This window comes from Methylophilus flavus, from assembly GCF_042678905.1.
GTDB lineage: Bacteria > Pseudomonadota > Gammaproteobacteria > Burkholderiales > Methylophilaceae > Methylophilus > Methylophilus flavus.
In genome coordinates this window covers 1,541,788-1,561,669 of sequence record NZ_JBHTLN010000001.1, presented here as the reverse complement: position 1 = coordinate 1,561,669, position 19,882 = coordinate 1,541,788, and the positions used below count along the sequence as shown (strand labels likewise).

The following is a 19,882-nucleotide window of genomic DNA, read 5'->3' as shown; positions in this document are numbered from 1 at the left end:
AGTGCGTCGAGCTAAGCCGTTGCTTTGGAATTTATAGTTTTGATAGGCGGTTTCCCTTTATAAACTCCCTCACTTCCTTTTAGGTTTTATTCGTTAAATATATGATTATTAAGTATTTATTATGTGTTCAATAAATGGTTAAAGCGAATATTCTGGTGCGTTAAATATGTGCATCATTGGTTGGAATGCATCTTGCTGAGATGCATGTACAGGCTTTCCAACGACACACCAAATTTGCTGTAACGGATTGGAGCACAACATGACAAAGTTTTTGATTGGTTTACTGGTAGGGTGCTTAACTGCACCATTGATGGCAGAACCTTCTGGCGAGTTATTACAATCGTTAAACAGTCGTGTGTTGCGTATCCAGGTTGGCCTTACCAACGGTCAATTCGGTTTGGGTTCCGGTGTGGTCGTGGCCGACAATCAAGTGGTGACTAACTGCCATGTAGTAGCTAACGCCAGCAGCATCAGTGTATTAAGTGGCGGCGCTGTTTACCATGCGGTAGGCGTGAAGCCTGACTGGAAACATGACGTATGCATGCTGCAAATGGAAGATTTGCCGCTGGCACCCGTCAAAATGAAATCCAGCGCCGAGTTGAAATACGAACAACCGGTATTCACCATCGGCTACCCTAGTTTTGTGCCAGCCCCGGTGACTACCCAAGGCGTGGTCAAAGGCTTGTTCACCATGGATGATTCAGTCATTGTGCGTGCCACGCCGACTTTCAGGCAAGGTGCCAGCGGCGGTGGCCTGTTTGATGAATCCGGCACTCTGGTGGGTTTGATCACGCTGAAAAGCCCGGGCAAGGATGCGTATTACTACTACATGTCCATAGACTGGGTAAAAGCCTTGCTCAATCAACCTGCCGGTCCGGTAGTCGTAAAAAGCGAATTGCCTTTCTGGGGTAAACCGGCTGCGCAATGGCCAAGCTTTATGAAAGTGGTGTTTCCTTACCTGCACAAAGACTGGAACGGTTTGAAAACAGTCGCTGAGCAGTGGGTGAAACAAGAGCCTGCCAGTACAGAAGCCTGGTTTTACCTGGCAGCGGCAGAGTATGAAACACGTGACCTGACCCTGGCTGAACAACATTTGCACCGTGTAGTGAGCATGAACGATCAACATAGCCAGGCTTTCTACTACCTTGGCCTGATCGCCGAAGCCAATGGCAAGCATAGTGAAGCACTGGCCAGTGTGGATGTGCTGAATCAACTGGATGCAGAAAAAGCGGCAGAACTGAAAGTGGCAATGAAAACACAACCGTAAGACAGGTGTAGCCGTCAGAAAATACTGCTACACAACATCCTCACGTAGTAATGCCCAATAAAAAAAAGCGCCTCATAGGCGCTTTTTTGTTTGTCAGTTGCTTATTCAAACAACTTCCAGATCCAGTTCTTCCACATGGTAGTAATGCTCATCATCCCAGACAGTGAAGTCTTGCGCGGTCACTACGGCTTCCTGAAAGTGATAAAAGGTCGCAATGCAATGATTCTCTTCGTCCATGACCTGATACATTGACATAATTTCCCGCCTTTCCGTAATGATTAAGTGACAATAAATACTGCAGTTGACACATCATGCCATGGTGTCAGCTAAATGATTTTATGGAGAAAAGCGGTCTATTGGTCTCAATTTAAAATCATGCTCAACCTGGCATTCAACGCATGCTGAAGTATTTGATTGCTAGCTTTGATCGCTGAGGTAGATGAACTGCTAAATGCATTATTTAGCTGTGATTTACAGGCTTGTTTTGGTGATGCTAAATGCCAGTCTTTTGTAAAATATTGCGGTTGGCGTTATAATTGCCGCCTTCTGAGGAACGCTGCGAGAGTTTCAAACTCCCAGGCTCAGAGTGATAGCTGCGAAGCTTCTCAACTGCGTTCACTTTTCACTGTGCGAGCACGGAAAAAAGGTGAGCAAAACGTTTCCACCGGTTCCTAGATGAACCTTCCCTGCTCAGTTTTCATTTTTTTAGGACATCAAACATGAATACTGTAGCTGATTTCAAAGATTACATTGTTGCCGATATGGACCTGGCCGGCTGGGGTCGCAAAGAGATTGCGATTGCCGAAACCGAAATGCCTGGCCTGATGGCGATTCGTGAAGAATATGCTGCTGTGCAGCCATTACGTGGCGCACGCATCACCGGTTCTTTGCATATGACTATCCAAACCGCGGTGTTGATCGAAACACTCAAGGATCTGGGTGCCGATGTGCGCTGGGCTTCCTGCAATATATTCTCAACGCAAGACCATGCGGCTGCCGCAATTGCTGCCACTGGCACTGCTGTATTTGCCGTTAAAGGCGAAACGCTGGAAGAGTACTGGGATTACACCCACCGCATTTTTGAATGGGCAGACGGTGGCTATTCCAACATGATCCTGGATGATGGTGGCGATGCGACTTTGCTGTTGCACCTGGGCGCACGTGCAGAAAAGGATTTATCCGTAGTGGGCAACCCGACTTCTGAAGAAGAGGTGTGCCTGTTCAACGCAATTAAAGCCAAACTGAAAACTGACCCGACCTGGTATTCCGTGCGCCTGAAAGAAATCATAGGCGTGACAGAAGAAACTACCACTGGCGTGCACCGTTTGTACCAGATGCATAAAGACGGCAAACTGGCTTTCCCGGCGATTAACGTCAATGACTCTGTCACTAAATCCAAATTCGATAACCTGTACGGCTGTCGTGAATCATTGGTAGACGGGATCAAGCGCGCAACCGATGTGATGATTGCAGGCAAGATCGCTGTCGTGGCCGGGTACGGTGATGTGGGCAAGGGTTCTGCGCAAGCGTTGCGCGCTTTGTCTGCCCAGGTATGGGTCACTGAAATTGACCCGATCTGCGCATTGCAGGCAGCCATGGAAGGCTACCGCGTAGTGACTATGGATTATGCGGCTGAGCATGCCGATATCTTTGTGACCGCTACCGGCAACTACCATGTGATCACGCATGACCATATGGCAAAAATGAAAGACCAGGCGATTGTCTGCAACATCGGTCACTTCGATAACGAAATCGATGTTGCCGGTATTGAAAAATACCAGTGGGACGAAATCAAGCCACAAGTTGACCATGTGATTTTCCCTGATGGCAAACGTATCATCCTGCTGGCTAAAGGCCGCCTGGTGAACCTGGGTTGCGGTACCGGTCACCCAAGCTATGTGATGAGCTCCAGCTTTGCTAACCAGACCATCGCCCAAATCGAGCTGTTCACGCAAACCAGCAATTACCCGGTTGGTGTGTATACCTTGCCTAAACACCTGGATGAAAAAGTGGCTGTATTGCAGTTGAAAAAACTTAATGCACAGCTGACTGTGTTGACAGATGCGCAAGCGGCTTATATCGGCGTGAGCAAGAGCGGCCCTTACAAGCCTGAACACTACAGGTACTAAGCTTCTGTTCTTAACCCGCAGCTTCCGTCAGGTGTCCTGGCGGAAGTTTCGGTGTACACTCTTCCTCAATCTAATGAAGACAGGAGGGTGGAATGTTTAAGTTACTGATTGTGTGGGTATTGAACGCATTGGCTTTAATGGCGGTGGCTTACCTGGTGCCTGGCATTCATGTGGCCAACTTTACGGCGGCACTGGTCGCCGCATTGGTGATTGGCCTGGTCAATATTTTGATCAAACCGTTGCTGGTATTGCTGACCCTGCCGATTACCCTGCTGACGCTGGGCCTGTTTATCCTGGTGATTAACGGGGTGTTGTTCTGGCTGGTCGGCAATTATCTGCAAGGTTTCTCCGTGAGCTCAATCCTCATAGGTGTGATTGGCGCTTTGGTCTACAGCGTCATTTCCGGGGTGCTGAGTGCGATAGTCCCTGATAATGACTGACTGGCAAAGGCTCACAGGCTGGAAATCTAAGCCTGTCATAGATAAAGATTAAACAAGTGAATAATAAAACTTCTTTCAGTTTTGAGTTTTTTCCGCCAAAAACAGCGGAAGGTATCGCCAACTTGCGGCAAGCACGTACGCAACTGGCGGAATTCTCGCCGGAATTTTTCTCGGTGACCTTTGGCGCGGGTGGTTCTACCCGCGACCGCACCATGGATACGGTCGTGGAAATCCAGGGTGAAGGCTCAGAGGCGGCGCCGCATATTTCGTGTATCTCTTCCAGCAAGGAGGAAATCCGCGAGTTGTTGCAAGCGTATCAGGCCAAAGGGATCAAGCGGCTGGTGACTTTGCGCGGTGATATTCCTTCCGGTGAAGTCAGCGTAGGCGATTTTAAATATGCCAATGAGCTGGTCAGTTTCATTCGTGCTGAAACCGGCGACTGGTTTCATCTCGAAGTAGCAGCTTACCCGGAGTTTCACCCGGAAGCAGGCTCTGCGCAAAAAGACCTGGACAACTTCAAACGTAAAATCGATGCTGGTGCAGATTCTGCGATTACACAGTATTTCTACAATGTGGATGCTTATTTCCGCTTTGTGGAAGCCGCACAAAAACTGGGTATCAGCGCACCGATTATTCCGGGCATCATGCCGATATACAACTACACGCAACTGGCACGTTTTTCTAATGTATGTGGTGCTGAAATCCCGCGCTGGTTGAGGATGCGCCTGGAAGCTTATGGCAATGACCTGGCGTCATTGCGGGCATTTGGTGTCGATGTTGTCGCCGATATTTGCGGAAAACTGTCGCAGGCAGGTATCGACAAGATGCATTTTTACACTTTGAACCAGGCGGGGATTATCGGCCAGATCATCCGGCAGTTATAAGCCTACTAGTACCAAATAAAAAAGCGCGATACCAATCGCGATTTTTTATTTATGGAAACTCAATTACTGTAGTGACAGCCCTTTAGGGTTGAACAACGCATCCTCGACAAACAGGTAATCCTGTTTCCGGTTTTCATCCCACAATACCATCATAGTGATCCAGCGGATATCTTCCATACTCAGCGTTTCCTGAGGCAGTACCATGCCACGGTCTATGATCAGGTCACGCTCGTAAGCGGTGATAATGTCACTTTTCTGCAATAGACATAGAAAATTCAGGCTCTCGTCATTGATCTTGTCGCGTTCCATTTCGCAGAAAATACGCAGCGAAGAAGGATCCTGCAGATATTGCGGATGCTCTACAGAACGGCGCAGGTCTTTGACCCAATCGACCGCGTGTAAAATATCCTGATGGTTAAATCCTGCCTGGGACAGCTCATAGGCCATGATCGCTTCATCGGTTTCTTTCAACTCGAACGCTTCATGTTTGTCCCAATAGTTTTGATAAATAAATATCAATACTTCCAACATGCATATCTCCTCAACATGCTATTCATTACTAGCGCTACCGTGTGAAGTTAAGCCAGTCTCTGGAATTGTCCATTCGCGAGATGGCTGACTACACCTTCTAATTCAAGTAGTGTAAGCATGGTGGAAACTTCTCCGGGCGTCAAGCCTGAGCGGGCGGCGATCTGGTCGGCGTAGATAGGGTCAAACCCCATGCAGGCCAGTACAGGGCTGGCTTCAGATGGTAAATTAGTCCAATCGGGTATTAGCCCGTTTGGGCTAACAGACAGGCTGGTATTTGGCAGGCGAATATGACGTAATTCGCTCAGGATATCCTCGGTGGACTCCACCAGTTTGGCACCTTGCTTGATCAGGGCATGACAGCCTTTGGCAACAGGCGAGTGGATGGAGCCAGGCACTGCAAATACTTCCCGGCCCTGTTCAATTGCAAGTTTTGCGGTGATGAGTGAACCGCTGTCAACATTGGCTTCCACCACCAGGCATCCTTCGGACAAGCCGCTGATGATGCGGTTGCGCCTGGGGAAGTTGTAATTGATAGAAGGCGTGCCCAATGCATATTCCGACAGCAGCAGGCCATGCTGGGCAATCTGGTGTGCCAGGGCTTTGTGTTTGGCCGGGTAGACAATGTCCAAGCCGGTACCGACCACAGCTATCGTCGCGCCATCGGCTTTAAGCGCGCCTCTATGGGCGGCGCCATCAATCCCCAGTGCCAGGCCGCTTGCCACTGCAAACCCTGCGCGGCACAAGCTCTCGGCAAAGTTTTCGGCAGTGGTTTCGCCTTGGGTGGTGGCATGCCGGCTTCCTACAATCGCCATGCAGGGGCGTTTTAATATTTGCAGGTTGCCTTTGGCGTACAGTACCGGTGGTGGCTGGTCAGTGTCTAGCAGGCGTTTGGGATAATGCTGGTCAGCCAGTGTAATCAGGTGGTTATCAGGCTGGTTCAGCCAGTCCAGGGCTTTGGCAATATCCTTATGCTCTCTGGCTCTCTGGATACCCTCGGCCACTTCTTTGCTGACCATATCCCGCAGAGCAGTATATGAAGCAGCAAGAATGGCCTCTGGAGTTTTGAATGCCAGTAATAACTGGCATAAGGTGGCGCTGCCCAGCCCGTCTATCAGGGTAAGCGCTATCCATGGGGCATATGATTCAGCAGCATTTGCCGTCTCAGGAACTGCCAGCTCAGGGTGGTCTACATTAGAATTTTCCATAACTGGAATATTAAGGTGTGCGGACGATATCTTCCACATGTACCGATTGCGAAACCTGCATGACCAGTGCATACGATAGTTTAGGGAAGGTTTTGAATACCATCACCAAGCCCACCGGTTCATCCGGTAATTGCAATGTCACCGGATGCTCGGGGTCTGACTCGGGATCAGTTACGCTGGCCCCTTTGCGCAGGATAGACAGCACATGGCCACGTTCCAGCCCATCGTAGGCACCGCGGTTTAATACCACCACGCGGCCAGAACCGGTTTCGTTAATGCCATCGCTGATGCGGGCGATTTGACCAATAATCTGGTTTTCCGGAGCATGTGGAATATAGGTTTGGGTTAATTCATCCTCAATTGCGACCAGCTTGTCTTTAACCACAATTTCTTCTTTTACCTGGGTAATATTCAGCGTCGCCGGCTGTCCAGGGCGCAGCAACCTGGCTTCACCCAGGTAATGCGCTTCAATACCAAGAATTTCACCATTGCCAGGGTCTTTGACCGGTTCGCCTTCCCTGTAAATCGCCCATACCGGTTGTGGCGTTTGCGGTAACGCCTGCACATAAATATGTGTGCCTGGGCTAAGTATCTGGCGTTCTTCCTCTGCAGCAATAATCCTGGGCGCATTTTTCAGTTCGTCTGCGGTTACCAAAATAGGCCTGGTTAAAAACGGCAATATTGCATTCGGTTGTATGGCAGGGATAGCATCTGCCTTGATTGGCGTGACGATAACACCGGGTTCAAGGTTGATTGCTTCGCGAACCAGTTTCAACACCGGTTTGCCGCTGCTGGTATCCAGTACTATCACGTCACCGGGGTAGATCCAGTGCGGGTTTTTGATATTTTCGCGGTTGATTTGCCATATCTGTGGCCACTGCCACGGATTTTTAAGAAATTTGGCCGAGATGTCCCACAAAGTATCGCCTTTAACCACCACGTGGCGCTCAGGATGTTGCGCCCGCAAGGTAATTTCATCGGCAAAAGCACACAAGCTGCTACAAGCCAGGGCAAGCGAGGTTATAATTTGAACAATTTTGGTCATGTGACGTCTCTGTTATAGGTATTACTTGGATTTTTAACACCTAAAATGAAGTACTTAGGTAAAGGCAGCACGCATGGCGCGGCTTCGTGCGCAATGTCGACCAATCTAGCATGGGTTTAAAGTTATTATCAAGATGAAAAAACGGGCGTTTAGCCCTGTTTTCGTTAAACACTTTGGATTGAAAGATTTCTAGAGCATGGCACTCCTTCCGATTTTGCAGTATCCGGACCCTCGCTTGCACACGGTTGCCAAACCGGTGAAAGTGTTTGATCACGCGTTGCAGCAATTGGTCGCGGATATGGCTGAGACTATGTATGACGCGCCTGGCATAGGGCTGGCGGCGACGCAGGTGGACCAGCATATCCAGTTGATCGTGATTGACCTGAGCAAGGAAAAGAACGATCTGCTGGTCCTGATCAACCCTAAAATCATTGCCGAATCCGGTCATCAGGATTACGAAGAAGGCTGCCTGTCAGTGCCCGGCATTTATGAAAATGTCACGCGCGCAGAATTTATCACCGTTGAAGCGCAAGATGCCACCGGCAAAACCTACAAACTGGATGCCGATGGCTTGCTTAGCGTATGTATCCAGCATGAAATGGATCATTTGAAGGGTAAAGTATTTGTGGAATATCTTTCGCCCCTGAAACGCAACCGGATTCGCAGCAAAATGGTCAAGCACGCGCGCGAAATCGAGCGCAACAGTTATTAACAAGACAGGGCGATAGATGCGGATTATTTATGCCGGGACACCGGAGTTTGCGGTGCCCGCGTTACAGGGCCTGATGGATGCCGGACATGAGATCGTCATGGTGCTCACGCAGCCTGACCGGCCTTCCGGGCGTGGCATGCAACTGAAGGCCAGCCCGGTGAAACAACTGGCATTGAAGCATGACTTGCAGGTGTTTCAGCCGGAAAGTTTAAAACCGGCGGAAGTACAGGCAGACATTGCCGCCACCAATGCAGATGTGTTGATTGTCGCTGCCTATGGCCTGATCATTCCTACCGCAGTGCTCAATATTCCAAAAGTTGGCTGTTACAACATCCATGGGTCATTGCTGCCGCGCTGGCGCGGTGCTGCGCCTATCCATCGCGCTATCCTGACGGGAGATACCGAGACCGGTGTCACCATTATGGAGGTAGTGCCCAAGCTGGATGCAGGCAATATGATCAGCAAATGGGCCACGCCGATTACCGAAGCAGATACCACACAAACCTTGCACGATGCGATCAGCCGCGAAGGCGCCCGCCTGATGGTAGCAGCCATGCACACACTGCAAACCAGCGGCCAGTTGGCTTCAGAAGTGCAGAATGAAGCCCTGGTCACCTATGCTCACAAGCTGGAAAAATCCGAATCGGCGATCGACTGGACGCAGTCTGCCGTTCAGTTATCCCGGCAGGTGCGGGCGTTTAATCCTTTTCCGGTGGCGACAGCCAAATTTAAAGACCAGGTGTGCAAGCTCTGGTTTGCCCAGGTCGCTGAAAGTTCTGCTGTGATAACTGATGCAGCGCATGGCGCCGGTAGCATAGTGCAAATCCAGCCACTGTTGGTCGCTTGTGGTGATGGCATATTAGAGCTACAGGAACTGCAAATGCCAGGTGGCAAGCGGCAGACGGCGCAACAGTTTGTCCATGGTCAGCATGTGCAGATCGGTGACCGATTCTTCTAGGTTGGCAACTGGCGTTTCAGCTTGGCAGTCAATGTCATGCTGTATTCATCTGGCACATTATTCATGTGGCACATTTACCATTGAAAAACCCGCCGGACTCCCCCATGTAGTTGAAGAGTAAAAAAGAACTGAAGGAATGTGAATGTTAGGTAACTGGACCAAAACTTTTGTGCTGATGGCAGCCATCACGGCTTTGTTTGTTGCTGTCGGTGGTGCATTCGGTGGCCAAAGCGGCATGCTGATGGCTTTGCTGCTGGCAGGCGGCATGAACTTCTACGCCTACTGGTTCAGCGACCAGGCCGTGCTTAAAATGTATGGTGCCGTAGAAATCAATGCTGAAAACAACTATGGCAATAACCAGTTCAGAAACTATTTCAACATGGTGAAGGAACTGGCTGAACACGCGCAATTGCCGATGCCACGCGTATTTGTGATCAACGAAAGCCAGCCGAATGCATTTGCTACCGGCCGTAATCCTGAAAATGCCGCTGTCGCAGCAACGACCGGCATTATGCAAATCCTCAGTGAGCGTGAATTGCGTGGTGTGATGGCGCACGAACTGGCGCACGTGAAAAATCGCGATACCCTGATTTCAACGATGTCGGCCACCGTCGCCGGTGCGATTTCTGCGATTGCGCAATTTGGCATGCTGTTTGGTGGCGGTAGTAGAGATGGCGAAAACAGGCCTAACCCCATGCTGGGTATCCTGATGATCGTGATGGCGCCATTGGCGGCCAGCCTGATCCAGATGGCGATTTCCCGCTCACGCGAATATGAAGCTGACCGTATGGGTGCGGATATCAGCCGCGATCCGAAAGCGCTGGCGAGCGCACTGGAGAAAATCCATAATTATGCGCACCAGATCCCTAATCTAACCGCTGAGCAACATCCGGAAACGGGCCAGATGATGATTATTAATCCATTATCCGGTGCAGACTTCTCCGGTTTATTCAGCACGCATCCCAAGACAGAAGAGCGTGTGCGTCGTTTATTGTTGCTTGCGAATCAATACTGATAATCAGCAGCGTTACGTTGATAAAAGGCTTTCCTCAGGAAAGCCTTTTTTATTGTGACTGCGTTTCTGTTTATTTTTAATATTGGCTTATTGCCGTGTTTCCGCCGGGAAACAGCTGGCATCAAGTAAAATAGCATTTTTTAGCCAGAGTCCACCCGTGCAAGTCGCCCAGTTAATAGCCGCACATGCCGTCGCTGAAGTCCTTGCCGGCCACAACCTGACAGTTTCAATGCCCAAAGCATTGCGTAAAGTCAAATCAGCCACGCCACAACAACAGGCGGCTGCGCAAGATTATAGCTACCTTACCTTGCGCTTTTATGCGGAGTCCGCTGCTTACCTGGCTGCACTGACACCGAAGCCGGTTTCGGATACCAGGGTAGAAGCGTTGTTACTGGTAGCACTCTCACAGTTATTGCATGGACAGGATGATGATTTTACCGTGGTGAACCAGGCGGTAGACGCCGCTGGCACAACCGGGCAGCGCTGGGCCAAGGGCCTGGTCAATGCCGTTTTGCGTAATTTCCTGCGCCAGCGTGAAGCGCTAAAAGCGGATGTCACGCAAAGTGAAGAAGTCATTTGGAACTACCCGCAATGGTGGATAGAACTGCTCAAACAGCAGTATCCGGAAGACTGGCAAGCCATGCTTGCAGTTGGTAATGCGCATCCACCGATGACATTGCGCGTCAATGTCCGCAAAACCAGCGTAGAGGCCTATTTGCAGGGGCTGCAAGAGGCTGGTATTGCAGTCACGCATCTGGGTAGCGCCGCCATTCAGCTGCATCAGCCGCTGCCAGTGCATAAATTGCCGGGCTTTGACCAGGGCTGGGTCAGCGTGCAGGATGCCGGTGCGCAATGGGCAGCGCCTTTGCTAGATGTCGCGCCAGGCATGCGCGTGCTGGATGCCTGTAGCGCCCCTGGCGGCAAGACCTGCCATGTGCTGGAATCCTGCGATGTGGATCTGATTTCACTGGATGTGGAGGCCGAGCGTTTGAAGCGCGTGAACGAGAATCTGCAACGGCTGGATTTAAAGGCCAGCGTGATTACCGGCAACGCAGCGGCGGCAGACTGGTTCGATGGCCAGCCGTTTGACCGTATCCTGGCTGATGTGCCGTGCAGTGCTTCCGGTATCGTGCGGCGGCACGTGGATATGAAATGGTTGCGCAGACCTCAGGATTTGGCGACTTTTGCACACACACAGCAGCAAATTTTATCTAATTTGTGGCAAATGCTGGCAAAAGGCGGTAAATTGCTTTATGTGACATGTTCGGTATTCCAACAAGAAAACGAAATGCAAATCCAGCAATTTTTAACCTCCCATGATGATGCGACCCGACTGCCCGTGCAGTTCGATGCAGCTATTTTACCGTGCGAGCATGCGACGCCCGGGCAATTGCTGCCGGTGGCTACCCATGACGGATTATTCTATGCGTTGTTGCAAAAGCATTAAATCCTGGTTTTTGCTAGTTTTCATGCTTCTCGCTGCCTGGTCAGTGCTGGCAGGTGGAAATCATGCGCATATCAAAGTGGCCGAACTGGTGCTGCGCGATGACTTGTGGACGCTGGATGCGGAAATTGATATCCAGCTGGGGCATGCGCTGGAAGAAGCGCTGAACAAAGGCGTGACCTTGAGCTTTTTATATGAATTCCAGATCGTGAAACCGCTCAAATACTGGTTTGACGATGAAGTGGTGACTGAACGCCGGCAAGTGACATTGGCTTATCATGCGCTGACCAAGCAATACATCCTGAATTATCCACAGCAGCAAAAAGTATTCGATACCCTCACTGATGCCAGGCAGGAACTGGCCGTCATCCATGACTGGCGCCTGGCGCCGCATGCAGTGCTGGAAAAAAACCAGTCCTATCACGCCGCGCTGAAAATGCACCTGGATACCAGCAAGTTGCCAAAAGCCTTGCAGGTGGATGCCATTGGCGAGAGTGATTGGGAACTGGTCACGCCTACCTTTAGCTGGTGGGTAAAGGAGACCGTGCGCTAAACTATGCGTTATCTGCTGATCCTGTCGATTACGCTGGCCGCAGGTCTCCTGTACCTGCTGTCTCTTGCCAGTGCCAATACCGCCATCAGCGGCGACTATTACATTACCCTGCTTTACATCAATGCTGGCCTGGCTGTGCTGTTGCTGGGGGTGATTGGTTACCAGCTACGCCACCTGTATCGCACCACCAAATCCAAGCAGGTAGGCAGTAAACTCAACTTCAGGTTACTGGTCACCTTCGCGCTGATGGCGCTGATTCCCGGCATGATTGTGTACCTGGTCTCGGTCAACTTCCTCAGCCGCTCGATTGAATCCTGGTTCAACGTAAAAGTTGAATCTGCGCTGGATGGCGGCCTGAACCTTGGTCAGCGCGCGCTGGATATCATGCTGTCCGAGCTGAAAGACAAAGCCCAGGGTATGACGGTGTCCCTGTCCCTGCAAACAGCCAAATCAAACTATGCGCAACTGAACGATTTACGCGAAAAGGCCGGCATCCAGGATGCAGCATTGCTGACTCCGCAAGGTGCGATTCTGGCAGTAAGTAGTGCGGATCCGAGCAGTTTCCTGCCGGAACTACCTTCTGTACCACAATTACGCCAGGCCAGAAGTGGCGTCTATGGCAAGATCGAACCTATCGTCGGCAAAGGCCTGTATATGCGGGTGCTGGTGCCGGTAGAACCGTTAGGTATTATAGGGGAAGTGCGTATCCTGCAACTGATGCAGCCAGTGCCGAAAGCGCTCTCGAATACCGCCGAGTCGGTGCAGGACGTTTACCGTGAGTATCAGACCCTGTCTTACAGTCGCCAGTCACTGAAAGACATCTTCATGCTGACGCTGACCATGATTCTGTTGCTCTCCATGCTGGGGGCATTGATCATTGCATTTGCACTGAGCCGGCGCATGGCGCAACCGCTCACGGTGCTGGCCGAAGGCACGCGGCTGATTGCCAGTGGCGATTACTCGCAACAATTACCTTCATTCGGCAAGGATGAGCTCAGTGTGCTGGTGAAGTCATTCAACAGCATGACGCGACAGTTGCAGGAAGCAAAAAATGCTTCCGAACAAAGCCGCCAGCATGTGGAATCTGCGCGTGCATACCTGGAAGCTATCCTGTCGCACCTGAGTTCAGGCGTGATGACGATTAATGAACGCGCCGAGCTGCGCGTCTATAACCTGGCAGCCACCAATATCCTGGGTATCTCGCTGGTCGGGTTTAAAAACAAGAGATTCACCGACATTGCTGCTGAAAATCTATATTTAAGCCCATTTGTAGAAATCGTCATGCGCCATTATGATGAGACCTTGCAGCTGGATCACCATGAGCGACACATGACCAGCCAGATCGATATTGAGAGTGAGCATGGCAAGCAGATACTGATGTTGCGCGTAACAAGATTGCCGGAAGGCGCCGGGCACGGGCTGGTAGTGGTATTTGATGATGTGACCGTGATGGCGCAGGCACAACGCGATGCGGCCTGGGCTGAAGTGGCGAGACGGCTGGCGCATGAAATCAAGAACCCGCTGACACCGATACAATTGTCGGCCGAGCGCTTGCAGTTTAAATTGCATGATAAGCTGGACAGCAAAGATGCCGAGATGCTGCTCAAATCGACCGACACCATTGTGAACCAGGTGCAGGCCATGAAAAATATGGTCAATGAATTTAGTGAGTACGCCAGAACACCGGCTGCACTGTTGGTTAAACTGGATTTAAATGCTTTAATCCGGGATGTCAGTCGGTTGTACAATGGATCGACGATCAAGTTAGAGTTGATATTGCAGCAGCAGTTGCCGGAAGTGCAGGCGGATGCCACCATGATGCGGCAGATACTGCATAATTTATTACAGAATGCACAGGATGCCATGAGCCAGGTCGAGCAGCCGCAGGTCGTCATCTTGACCGATAGCGATGGCGAACGTGTAAAATTGTCCGTGACTGACAATGGCGGTGGTTTTCCGACCGATGTAATGGCAAGGGTGTTTGAACCCTATGTCACCACCAAATCGCATGGCACTGGTCTGGGTTTGGCGATTGTGAAGAAAATGATAGAAGAACAACGTGGACAGATACGTATAGAAAATCTGCCACAGGGGGGCGCCAGCGTGACCATACACCTGCCCGTAGATAAACAACAGCGTCGGCGCATAGAGCGCATCGTGTAAGGAAGTACGGACATGGCATCACGGAATATATTGGTGGTTGATGACGAAGTCGGCATTCGCGAGTTGTTGAGCGACATCTTGCGCGATGAAGGGCATCAGGTACGCCTGGCAGAAAATGCCCAACTGGCGCGTGAAGAGCGACTCAAGCAACGCCCGGATCTGGTGTTGCTGGATATCTGGATGCCGGATTGTGACGGCATCAGCCTGCTGAAAGAATGGGCAAATGCCGGGTTATTGACCATGCCGGTCATCATGATGTCCGGCCATGGCACCATTGATACTGCCATTGAAGCGACCCGCTTAGGTGCGTTCGACTTTTTGGAAAAACCCATTGCACTGCAAAAGTTGCTGAAAACAGTGGGTGCCGCCATCAAGCATACCGAGCATTTGGCGCATACCGAAATCAACCTGTCCAGCTTCGGTAAAAGTGCTGCTATTCAAGAGCTCAAGCAGCGCCTGGAGCAACTTGCCCGCCACAAAAACACCTTATTCCTGATCGGTAAAAAAGGCGGCAGCGTCGCCCTGTGCGCCAAATTCCTGCGCCCACCAAACACGCCATGGGTTGCATTGACTGAGTACGATAAATTGGTCTCGGCACCAATGGAAATCCTCGAACAGGCACGCGAAGGCGTCGTGTTTGTCGATGAAGTCACGCGACTGGGGAAAACCGAACAGAAAGGCCTGAGCTTACTGATTGCCAAGTCAGAAAAATACGGCGTGAGAGTCATTTGTGGCAGCGAATTTGGCCTGCCGCATCTGATTGAAAAAGCCATGCTGGAGCAATCACTGTTACAGACACTGGCGGGTGCTGCAGTCAAAGTGCCTTGTCTGGACGAGCATAAAGAAGATATCCCTGACCTGGCCACCGCCATGGCTACATTGATGGTGGAAGCCAGCAAGATCGATTACAAGGCGTTTGATGTGGCAGCGCTGAATGCGCTCAGGAATGCTGACTGGCCGGGTGACCTGGATGAGCTGGAATCAGTGGTGCAGAACCTGTTGATGACCAGCCTGAGTGACAGCATCACCCAGGAAGATGTCCAAAGGGTACTAAAAGATTTTCAGGGGCAGGTTTCAGAGTCAGCCGAACAGCATATGCCCCTGAACCTTGACCAGCCCTTGCGTGAAGCGAGGGATGAGTTTGAGCGCTTTTACTTTCAATACCATATGCGGCTGGTGAAAAATAATATGAGTCGGCTGTCTGATATTTCAGGCCTGGAGCGTACGCATTTGTACCGTAAACTCAAGCAGCTGGGGATACGCATCAAAGGGTAATCCGTTAATGCAAATAAAAAAGCCGGGGAAGCCCGGCTTTTTTATGATCAGAAACTGCTATTTTTGACGATTATCCAGGCTGTACCCAGTCTGCGGGTACAGGCTAAGCAACCACATACCGCCAGCAATGCCCAGATATACAAAAAATGCATCCAATGAGGCCTGGCTAAGCACAATCGCCATAAATACCGCCAGTACTCCCAGCACACGCGCACTGATTCTGGTTTTAAAACCTATCAATAAAGCCAAGCCAAACACCAGCTGAATCAAGATCAGCAACGGCGCAAACACAGCAGGCAAGCCCAATTGGCCGAGCATGGATTGGTATTGCAAATAGCCCTCAGGCACAGAGGTGATGGCAATCAACTTCAAAATCACAATGCCAAAGAATACCAGCGCCAGCAGAACCCTGGCTGCAGCAGTTTGTAAAGGACACATCACTTTTCCTCAAATCCTGTTTTTATAAAGCGCCTATAATGCCTGTGGCTAATCACAATTGCAAACTTTCATCCGGAGCAGAACGTTGTCCGTACAGCACATTCAGTTAATGATTTACCGACTTGATACACAGCACGCATTGTGGCCAGAGTGTCGCAAGATCCGTCAACGAGTATTTGTTGATGAACAGCAAGTGCCTGTTTCATTAGAGTGGGATGCGTCAGATGCCGTGGCCATGCATTTGCTCGCCATGGTGGATAAGAAGGCAGTGGCATGTGCGAGAGTACTTGACGACGGACACATCGGGCGTATGGCAGTGTTATCTGAGTGGCGGGGACAGGGAATTGGCGAAGCATTATTGCTTCAGGCGATTCAGGAATGCCAGCGGTTAGGTGTCACACATGCAGGACTTTCGGCACAAACCCATGCCATCAATTTTTATGCACGGGCAGGGTTTGTCGTGAGCAGTGAACCCTACCTGGATGCGAATATCATGCATGTCGATATGCAGCTTGAACTGGTATAATTACGGTTTCAGTTTTTCTCTCACTTCCAGACATAAAAGGAATTCTCATGTCAAAGATCGTATTAAAAGCCGGTGAAGCTACCGTATTTTCCGAAGGTAAAGATGTGACCGCGGCCATGCCGGAAATCGTGATTGGCGCTGTAGATGGCCCGGTTGGGACTGCATTTGCCAACATGATGGCGCAAACCAAAGGCCATACCGCCATGTTTGCCGTGCGCGACATTAACCAGATGGTGCGTCCTGCAACTATGATGGTGCCTAAAGTGACTTTGAAAGATTCATTGAACATTGAATTGTTCGGGGGTGTAGTGCAAGCGGGTGTGGCCGATGGTATTACTGATGCAGTGATCGAAGGCATTATCCCTAAAGAATTGGTGAATGATTTGTGCATCGTGGCCCTGCTGTGGATTGATCCGGGCTGTGCCAAAGAAGCGAATCTGGACAAGGCTGACTTGTACAAAAACAACTACGAAGCGATAAAGCTGGCATTGAAACGTGCCTTGAATGATGAGCCTAGTATTGACGAAATCATTGCCAACCGTCACAAAATCAAACACTGTATGTGGGAAGATAGTTGGGATCAAAAGTAAGCTTGGATCAGAAGTAATCCAGCTTTATCCTGTGAAACCCCGCAGTCGCGGGGTTTCTGTTATCTGGGAGGATAGCGATGAAGTCGCTCATTAAACGCTACCTGGCAGTATTGTATGAATCGCTGTTGATGTTGGCTCTGGCGCTGACACTGACAGCCATATACTACATGCTGTTTGGCGATGCCAGCCACGGCTGGAAAAGGTCGGGATTGCAGTTGCTGGTATGGGCAAGCATGGGCGCTTATTTTGTCCGCTGCTGGACAGTGACCGGGCAAACGTTAGCCAGTCAGACATGGAAGTTGAAAGTGGTGAATCAGCAAGGGCAGTTGCTAAACTGGCAACAGGCTTCGCTTCGCTACCTCGTTGCCAGCGTATTGCTTCTGCCTGTCGGTTTGACGCTGTGGTGGGCTATGCTTGACCGCGACCAGCAGTTTTTGCATGACCGCTTGCTGGGCTCGCGTATTGTCTGGGTGTAGCGGGATGAATACTAACGTTTTTCTACATAATGCAGCATGCCCAGGCCGGCAAATAAAAACAGTATGGTCGGGCCGATGGCACTAAACAAGGGTGACCAGTCGTTGAGCACACCCAGATGGACGAAAACACGGTTCATGATTTGATACACCACGCCTAGCAGAATCCCGGAAAATATTTTGGCACTGATACCGCCAGCGCGTTGCTGCAAAAAGCCAAACGGCAAGGCCAGCACTACCATCACCAGGCAGGCCAGCGGGTAGATCAGCTTGGACCATAATGCCACCTGGTAGCGAGTGCTTTTCTGGCCATTGCGATGCAAATGCTGGATAAAACTGTACAGGTTCCAAGCCGACATTTTTTCCGGTAACACCAGTAATACATTCAATAGTTCAGGTCTGATCAATGATTCCCACTGCGCCTGTTTCACGAACTTTGAAGTCACCGAGTTAGACTGTACGGAACGCTCATTATTGAACGAGGTTTGTGTCACATTCAGCAATTTCCAGTGATCGTCGGCAAAATGACCTTTTTCGGCATGGCTGATACTGCGCAGGCGGAATTGCGGGTCAAAGTCATAAATATCAATATTCACCAGGCTGCTATCCGGCAACACGGTGTTCACATTGACAAAGCTGCTGCCATCCTTGATCCATAAACCGGACTTGAAGTCTTGCGCCACCACAGAGTCAGTGGCCTGGATGCGGATACGTTGCGCCATTTTTTCACTTAATGGCGCAAGAATTTCACCAATCATAAAAGTGACGATGGCAAACACCAGGCCTATGCTCAGCAGTATCTTGGCAATGACTTTCAGTGAAATGCCACTGGTGCGCATGACAATCAGCTCGGAGTTACCGGCCATTGCGCCCAGGGTATACACAATGCCTAACAAAACAGCTACCGGTGCCACCTCATAAATATGCCCGGGGATACTCAGCCCGACAAATGTCAGCATGCTGTTGACACCATAGTGACCTTTGCCCAGGCTATCCAGTTCTTGCAGCAGGTCAAAGAATGAAAACATGGCGAGCAGGCCAAACAGCACCAGCATGATGTTAAAGCTGATCTCGCGCCAGAAATAACGATTGAGTATGGAAAGCGTCATGATTTATGCCGCAGCCTTTGGGCGACGCTTGAACAGGTCTGGAATCAGGGGTTTCAAGTGCTTTCGGCGATGGTACAGATACCAGCCCAACAGGATGAAACAGAGGTGCACCGGCCATAAGCCTACCCAGGACGAAATTCTGCCTTGCGTGATCCAGGCCTGGAAAATACTCAATATATTGTTATAGACGATAAAAATCAGGATGGCGAACATGATATTCAGCGATCGCCCGGCTCTGGGATCGACAAAGCTCAGGGGGATCGCCAGCAACACCATGACGATGGTGGAAATCGGTATGGCGAATCGCCAATGCAGCTCTGCCTGGTCAGATAACGAGGCATCTTTCATCAGCCCCAGTGTGGTCTTGCCTTGCGCCGTACCGGCTTCAGGCGCGGTTTCCTTGGTTTCGATACGGATATCGTAACGTTCGAATTCAGTGGTGGAGACGTCCAAAGTGTTGGGGATGACTTCGTAGCGCCGCCCATGTTGCAAGACGAGGAAATTGTCGCCGTTTTTGGCCTTATAGCGGCTGCCGCGATTGGCCGTGATAATGCCGGTTTTGCCATGCTGGCGCGATTGCACGAAGATATTTTTGACTTCATAACCTAGCTTGTCGAAACTCTCGATAAAGTAAATGCGCTCCCCGCTGCTTGATTCCTTGAATGCGCCGGGGCTGATAGAAGAGAGTTCGTCACGTTTTTTAAGTTGCTCACGGTAACCTTCTGCTTTTTCGGTCGCCCATGGCATCACGAACAGGCTAAGCAGGCTGATGATCAGCACGATAGGGAAAATAAAGCGCAGGATAGGTACAACCCATTGGCGCAGGCTCAGCCCGGCATTCATCCAGATCACCATCTCTGAATCGCGATGCCAGCGCGTTAACGTCAGCAGCACGGCGAGAAAAATAGCCAGTGACAGCATCATAGGCATCAGTTTCACCAGGCTGAAGGTGAGGATGGTGCCAATGGCATCGTTAGGCAGAATGCCTTTGGAAACCTGGCGCACGATGTTACCGGCGCGCTGTGCGACCACGATACCCAGAATAATCAGGAAAATGGCAGAAGATGAGGACATCAACTCTGCGGACAATGCACGTTTGAATATTTTCAATTTAAATGCACCGCT

At 50.5% G+C, this 19,882-nt stretch carries 21 protein-coding genes and 1 riboswitch; of the genes, 14 read left to right on the top strand and 7 right to left on the bottom strand.

From position 1 onward, the window contains the following. The first annotated feature begins 259 nt into the window (after positions 1-259). A complete protein-coding gene (locus ACFQ2T_RS07730) occupies positions 260-1,267 on the top strand; it encodes a trypsin-like peptidase domain-containing protein (RefSeq protein ID WP_379032694.1) in 1,008 nt (335 codons plus the stop codon). Positions 1,268-1,372: 105 nt separating this feature from the next. Here the strand turns inward: ACFQ2T_RS07730 and ACFQ2T_RS07725 are convergent, their stop codons facing one another. Then, entirely contained in the window at positions 1,373-1,522 is a 150-nt protein-coding gene (locus ACFQ2T_RS07725; RefSeq protein ID WP_379032692.1) for a hypothetical protein, read from the bottom strand. A 287-nt stretch (positions 1,523-1,809) separates the two neighbouring features. Beyond that, positions 1,810-1,891: riboswitch (S-adenosyl-L-homocysteine riboswitch) on the top strand. A gap of 95 nt (positions 1,892-1,986) precedes the next feature. Between ACFQ2T_RS07725 and ahcY the strand changes: the two genes are divergently transcribed. The 3 genes from ahcY to metF all read left to right on the top strand — a co-directional run bounded on the left by ahcY (position 1,987) and on the right by metF (position 4,720). Further along, positions 1,987-3,396: an adenosylhomocysteinase gene (gene ahcY / locus ACFQ2T_RS07720; protein WP_379032689.1), complete on the top strand. Its 1,410-nt coding sequence runs from the start codon at positions 1,987-1,989 to the stop codon at positions 3,394-3,396. A gap of 92 nt (positions 3,397-3,488) precedes the next feature. Continuing rightward, positions 3,489-3,836: a phage holin family protein gene (locus ACFQ2T_RS07715; protein WP_379032686.1), complete on the top strand. Its 348-nt coding sequence runs from the start codon at positions 3,489-3,491 to the stop codon at positions 3,834-3,836. Between the two features lie 56 nt (positions 3,837-3,892). Beyond that, complete coding sequence (gene metF, locus ACFQ2T_RS07710; protein WP_379032684.1) at positions 3,893-4,720, top strand: methylenetetrahydrofolate reductase [NAD(P)H]; 828 nt, start codon at positions 3,893-3,895, stop codon at positions 4,718-4,720. 63 nt (positions 4,721-4,783) lie between these two features. Here metF and ACFQ2T_RS07705 read toward each other — a convergent pair whose 3' ends face one another. Genes ACFQ2T_RS07705 through ACFQ2T_RS07695 form a run of 3 tightly spaced genes read right to left on the bottom strand, consistent with a single transcriptional unit; the run spans position 4,784 to position 7,501 of the window. Then, positions 4,784-5,251 carry a DUF494 family protein gene (locus tag ACFQ2T_RS07705; RefSeq protein ID WP_379032682.1) on the bottom strand — a complete coding sequence of 156 codons (468 nt, stop codon included), beginning with the start codon at positions 5,249-5,251 and terminating at the stop codon, positions 4,784-4,786. 47 nt (positions 5,252-5,298) lie between these two features. Then, on the bottom strand, positions 5,299-6,456 hold the full coding sequence (dprA, locus tag ACFQ2T_RS07700) for a DNA-processing protein DprA (protein ID WP_379032679.1): 1,158 nt from the start codon (positions 6,454-6,456) through the stop codon (positions 5,299-5,301). Between the two features lie 10 nt (positions 6,457-6,466). After that, positions 6,467-7,501, bottom strand: a complete 1,035-nt coding sequence (locus ACFQ2T_RS07695) for a LysM peptidoglycan-binding domain-containing protein (RefSeq protein ID WP_379032676.1) — start codon at positions 7,499-7,501, stop codon at positions 6,467-6,469. Positions 7,502-7,697: 196 nt separating this feature from the next. Here ACFQ2T_RS07695 and def point away from each other — a divergent pair, with 196 nt between their 5' ends. From def to ACFQ2T_RS07660, 7 genes are all read left to right on the top strand, one after another. Beyond that, positions 7,698-8,213, top strand: coding sequence for a peptide deformylase (gene def / locus ACFQ2T_RS07690; RefSeq protein WP_379032673.1), 516 nt, complete (start codon positions 7,698-7,700; stop codon positions 8,211-8,213). Between the two features lie 16 nt (positions 8,214-8,229). Continuing rightward, on the top strand, positions 8,230-9,171 hold the full coding sequence (gene fmt / locus ACFQ2T_RS07685) for a methionyl-tRNA formyltransferase (protein WP_379032670.1): 942 nt from the start codon (positions 8,230-8,232) through the stop codon (positions 9,169-9,171). Positions 9,172-9,313: 142 nt separating this feature from the next. Beyond that, entirely contained in the window at positions 9,314-10,186 is an 873-nt protein-coding gene (gene htpX / locus ACFQ2T_RS07680; RefSeq protein ID WP_379032668.1) for a zinc metalloprotease HtpX, read from the top strand. Positions 10,187-10,343: 157 nt separating this feature from the next. Next, the gene (gene rsmB / locus ACFQ2T_RS07675; RefSeq protein ID WP_379032665.1) at positions 10,344-11,633 is read left to right on the top strand and encodes a 16S rRNA (cytosine(967)-C(5))-methyltransferase RsmB; all 1,290 of its coding nucleotides are present in this window, start codon (positions 10,344-10,346) and stop codon (positions 11,631-11,633) included. A 22-nt stretch (positions 11,634-11,655) separates the two neighbouring features. Then, positions 11,656-12,183, top strand: coding sequence for a DUF4390 domain-containing protein (locus tag ACFQ2T_RS07670; protein WP_379032662.1), 528 nt, complete (start codon positions 11,656-11,658; stop codon positions 12,181-12,183). Positions 12,184-12,186: 3 nt separating this feature from the next. Further along, complete coding sequence (locus ACFQ2T_RS07665) at positions 12,187-14,346, top strand: sensor histidine kinase (RefSeq protein ID WP_379032660.1); 2,160 nt, start codon at positions 12,187-12,189, stop codon at positions 14,344-14,346. A 12-nt stretch (positions 14,347-14,358) separates the two neighbouring features. Beyond that, complete coding sequence (locus ACFQ2T_RS07660) at positions 14,359-15,621, top strand: sigma-54-dependent transcriptional regulator (protein ID WP_379032658.1); 1,263 nt, start codon at positions 14,359-14,361, stop codon at positions 15,619-15,621. Positions 15,622-15,678: 57 nt separating this feature from the next. Here ACFQ2T_RS07660 and ACFQ2T_RS07655 read toward each other — a convergent pair whose 3' ends face one another. Further along, positions 15,679-16,059 (bottom strand): DoxX family protein, encoded by a 381-nt coding sequence (locus ACFQ2T_RS07655; protein ID WP_379032656.1) that lies wholly within the window; start codon positions 16,057-16,059, stop codon positions 15,679-15,681. A gap of 109 nt (positions 16,060-16,168) precedes the next feature. On the opposite strand from ACFQ2T_RS07655, the gene ACFQ2T_RS07650 reads away from it, so the two are divergent. From ACFQ2T_RS07650 to ACFQ2T_RS07640, 3 genes are all read left to right on the top strand, one after another. Continuing rightward, positions 16,169-16,585, top strand: coding sequence for a GNAT family N-acetyltransferase (locus tag ACFQ2T_RS07650; protein ID WP_379032654.1), 417 nt, complete (start codon positions 16,169-16,171; stop codon positions 16,583-16,585). Positions 16,586-16,632: 47 nt separating this feature from the next. Further along, positions 16,633-17,175, top strand: a complete 543-nt coding sequence (gene fae, locus ACFQ2T_RS07645; protein WP_055830150.1) for a formaldehyde-activating enzyme — start codon at positions 16,633-16,635, stop codon at positions 17,173-17,175. 77 nt (positions 17,176-17,252) lie between these two features. Next, positions 17,253-17,651 carry an RDD family protein gene (locus ACFQ2T_RS07640; protein ID WP_379032652.1) on the top strand — a complete coding sequence of 133 codons (399 nt, stop codon included), beginning with the start codon at positions 17,253-17,255 and terminating at the stop codon, positions 17,649-17,651. A gap of 11 nt (positions 17,652-17,662) precedes the next feature. Here ACFQ2T_RS07640 and lptG read toward each other — a convergent pair whose 3' ends face one another. Continuing rightward, on the bottom strand, positions 17,663-18,757 hold the full coding sequence (gene lptG, locus ACFQ2T_RS07635) for an LPS export ABC transporter permease LptG (RefSeq protein WP_379032650.1): 1,095 nt from the start codon (positions 18,755-18,757) through the stop codon (positions 17,663-17,665). A 3-nt stretch (positions 18,758-18,760) separates the two neighbouring features. Continuing rightward, positions 18,761-19,867 carry an LPS export ABC transporter permease LptF gene (gene lptF / locus ACFQ2T_RS07630; protein ID WP_379032647.1) on the bottom strand — a complete coding sequence of 369 codons (1,107 nt, stop codon included), beginning with the start codon at positions 19,865-19,867 and terminating at the stop codon, positions 18,761-18,763. Between the last annotated feature and the right edge of the window lie 15 nt (positions 19,868-19,882).

Excerpts from the sequence above, each read along its gene's own strand:
- ACFQ2T_RS07730 (WP_379032694.1), top strand. The coding sequence starts at position 260 with ATGACAAAGTTTTTGATTGGTTTACTGGTAGGGTGCTTAACTGCACCA.
- ACFQ2T_RS07725 (WP_379032692.1), bottom strand. The coding sequence starts at position 1,522 with ATGTCAATGTATCAGGTCATGGACGAAGAGAATCATTGCATTGCGACC.
- ahcY (WP_379032689.1), top strand. The coding sequence starts at position 1,987 with ATGAATACTGTAGCTGATTTCAAAGATTACATTGTTGCCGATATGGAC.
- ACFQ2T_RS07715 (WP_379032686.1), top strand. The coding sequence starts at position 3,489 with ATGTTTAAGTTACTGATTGTGTGGGTATTGAACGCATTGGCTTTAATG.
- ACFQ2T_RS07705 (WP_379032682.1), bottom strand. The coding sequence starts at position 5,251 with ATGTTGGAAGTATTGATATTTATTTATCAAAACTATTGGGACAAACAT.
- dprA (WP_379032679.1), bottom strand. The coding sequence starts at position 6,456 with ATGGAAAATTCTAATGTAGACCACCCTGAGCTGGCAGTTCCTGAGACG.
- ACFQ2T_RS07695 (WP_379032676.1), bottom strand. The coding sequence starts at position 7,501 with ATGACCAAAATTGTTCAAATTATAACCTCGCTTGCCCTGGCTTGTAGC.
- def (WP_379032673.1), top strand. The coding sequence starts at position 7,698 with ATGGCACTCCTTCCGATTTTGCAGTATCCGGACCCTCGCTTGCACACG.
- fmt (WP_379032670.1), top strand. The coding sequence starts at position 8,230 with ATGCGGATTATTTATGCCGGGACACCGGAGTTTGCGGTGCCCGCGTTA.
- htpX (WP_379032668.1), top strand. The coding sequence starts at position 9,314 with ATGTTAGGTAACTGGACCAAAACTTTTGTGCTGATGGCAGCCATCACG.
- ACFQ2T_RS07670 (WP_379032662.1), top strand. The coding sequence starts at position 11,656 with ATGCTTCTCGCTGCCTGGTCAGTGCTGGCAGGTGGAAATCATGCGCAT.
- ACFQ2T_RS07665 (WP_379032660.1), top strand. The coding sequence starts at position 12,187 with ATGCGTTATCTGCTGATCCTGTCGATTACGCTGGCCGCAGGTCTCCTG.
- ACFQ2T_RS07660 (WP_379032658.1), top strand. The coding sequence starts at position 14,359 with ATGGCATCACGGAATATATTGGTGGTTGATGACGAAGTCGGCATTCGC.
- ACFQ2T_RS07655 (WP_379032656.1), bottom strand. The coding sequence starts at position 16,059 with ATGTGTCCTTTACAAACTGCTGCAGCCAGGGTTCTGCTGGCGCTGGTA.
- ACFQ2T_RS07650 (WP_379032654.1), top strand. The coding sequence starts at position 16,169 with ATGATTTACCGACTTGATACACAGCACGCATTGTGGCCAGAGTGTCGC.
- fae (WP_055830150.1), top strand. The coding sequence starts at position 16,633 with ATGTCAAAGATCGTATTAAAAGCCGGTGAAGCTACCGTATTTTCCGAA.
- ACFQ2T_RS07640 (WP_379032652.1), top strand. The coding sequence starts at position 17,253 with ATGAAGTCGCTCATTAAACGCTACCTGGCAGTATTGTATGAATCGCTG.
- lptG (WP_379032650.1), bottom strand. The coding sequence starts at position 18,757 with ATGACGCTTTCCATACTCAATCGTTATTTCTGGCGCGAGATCAGCTTT.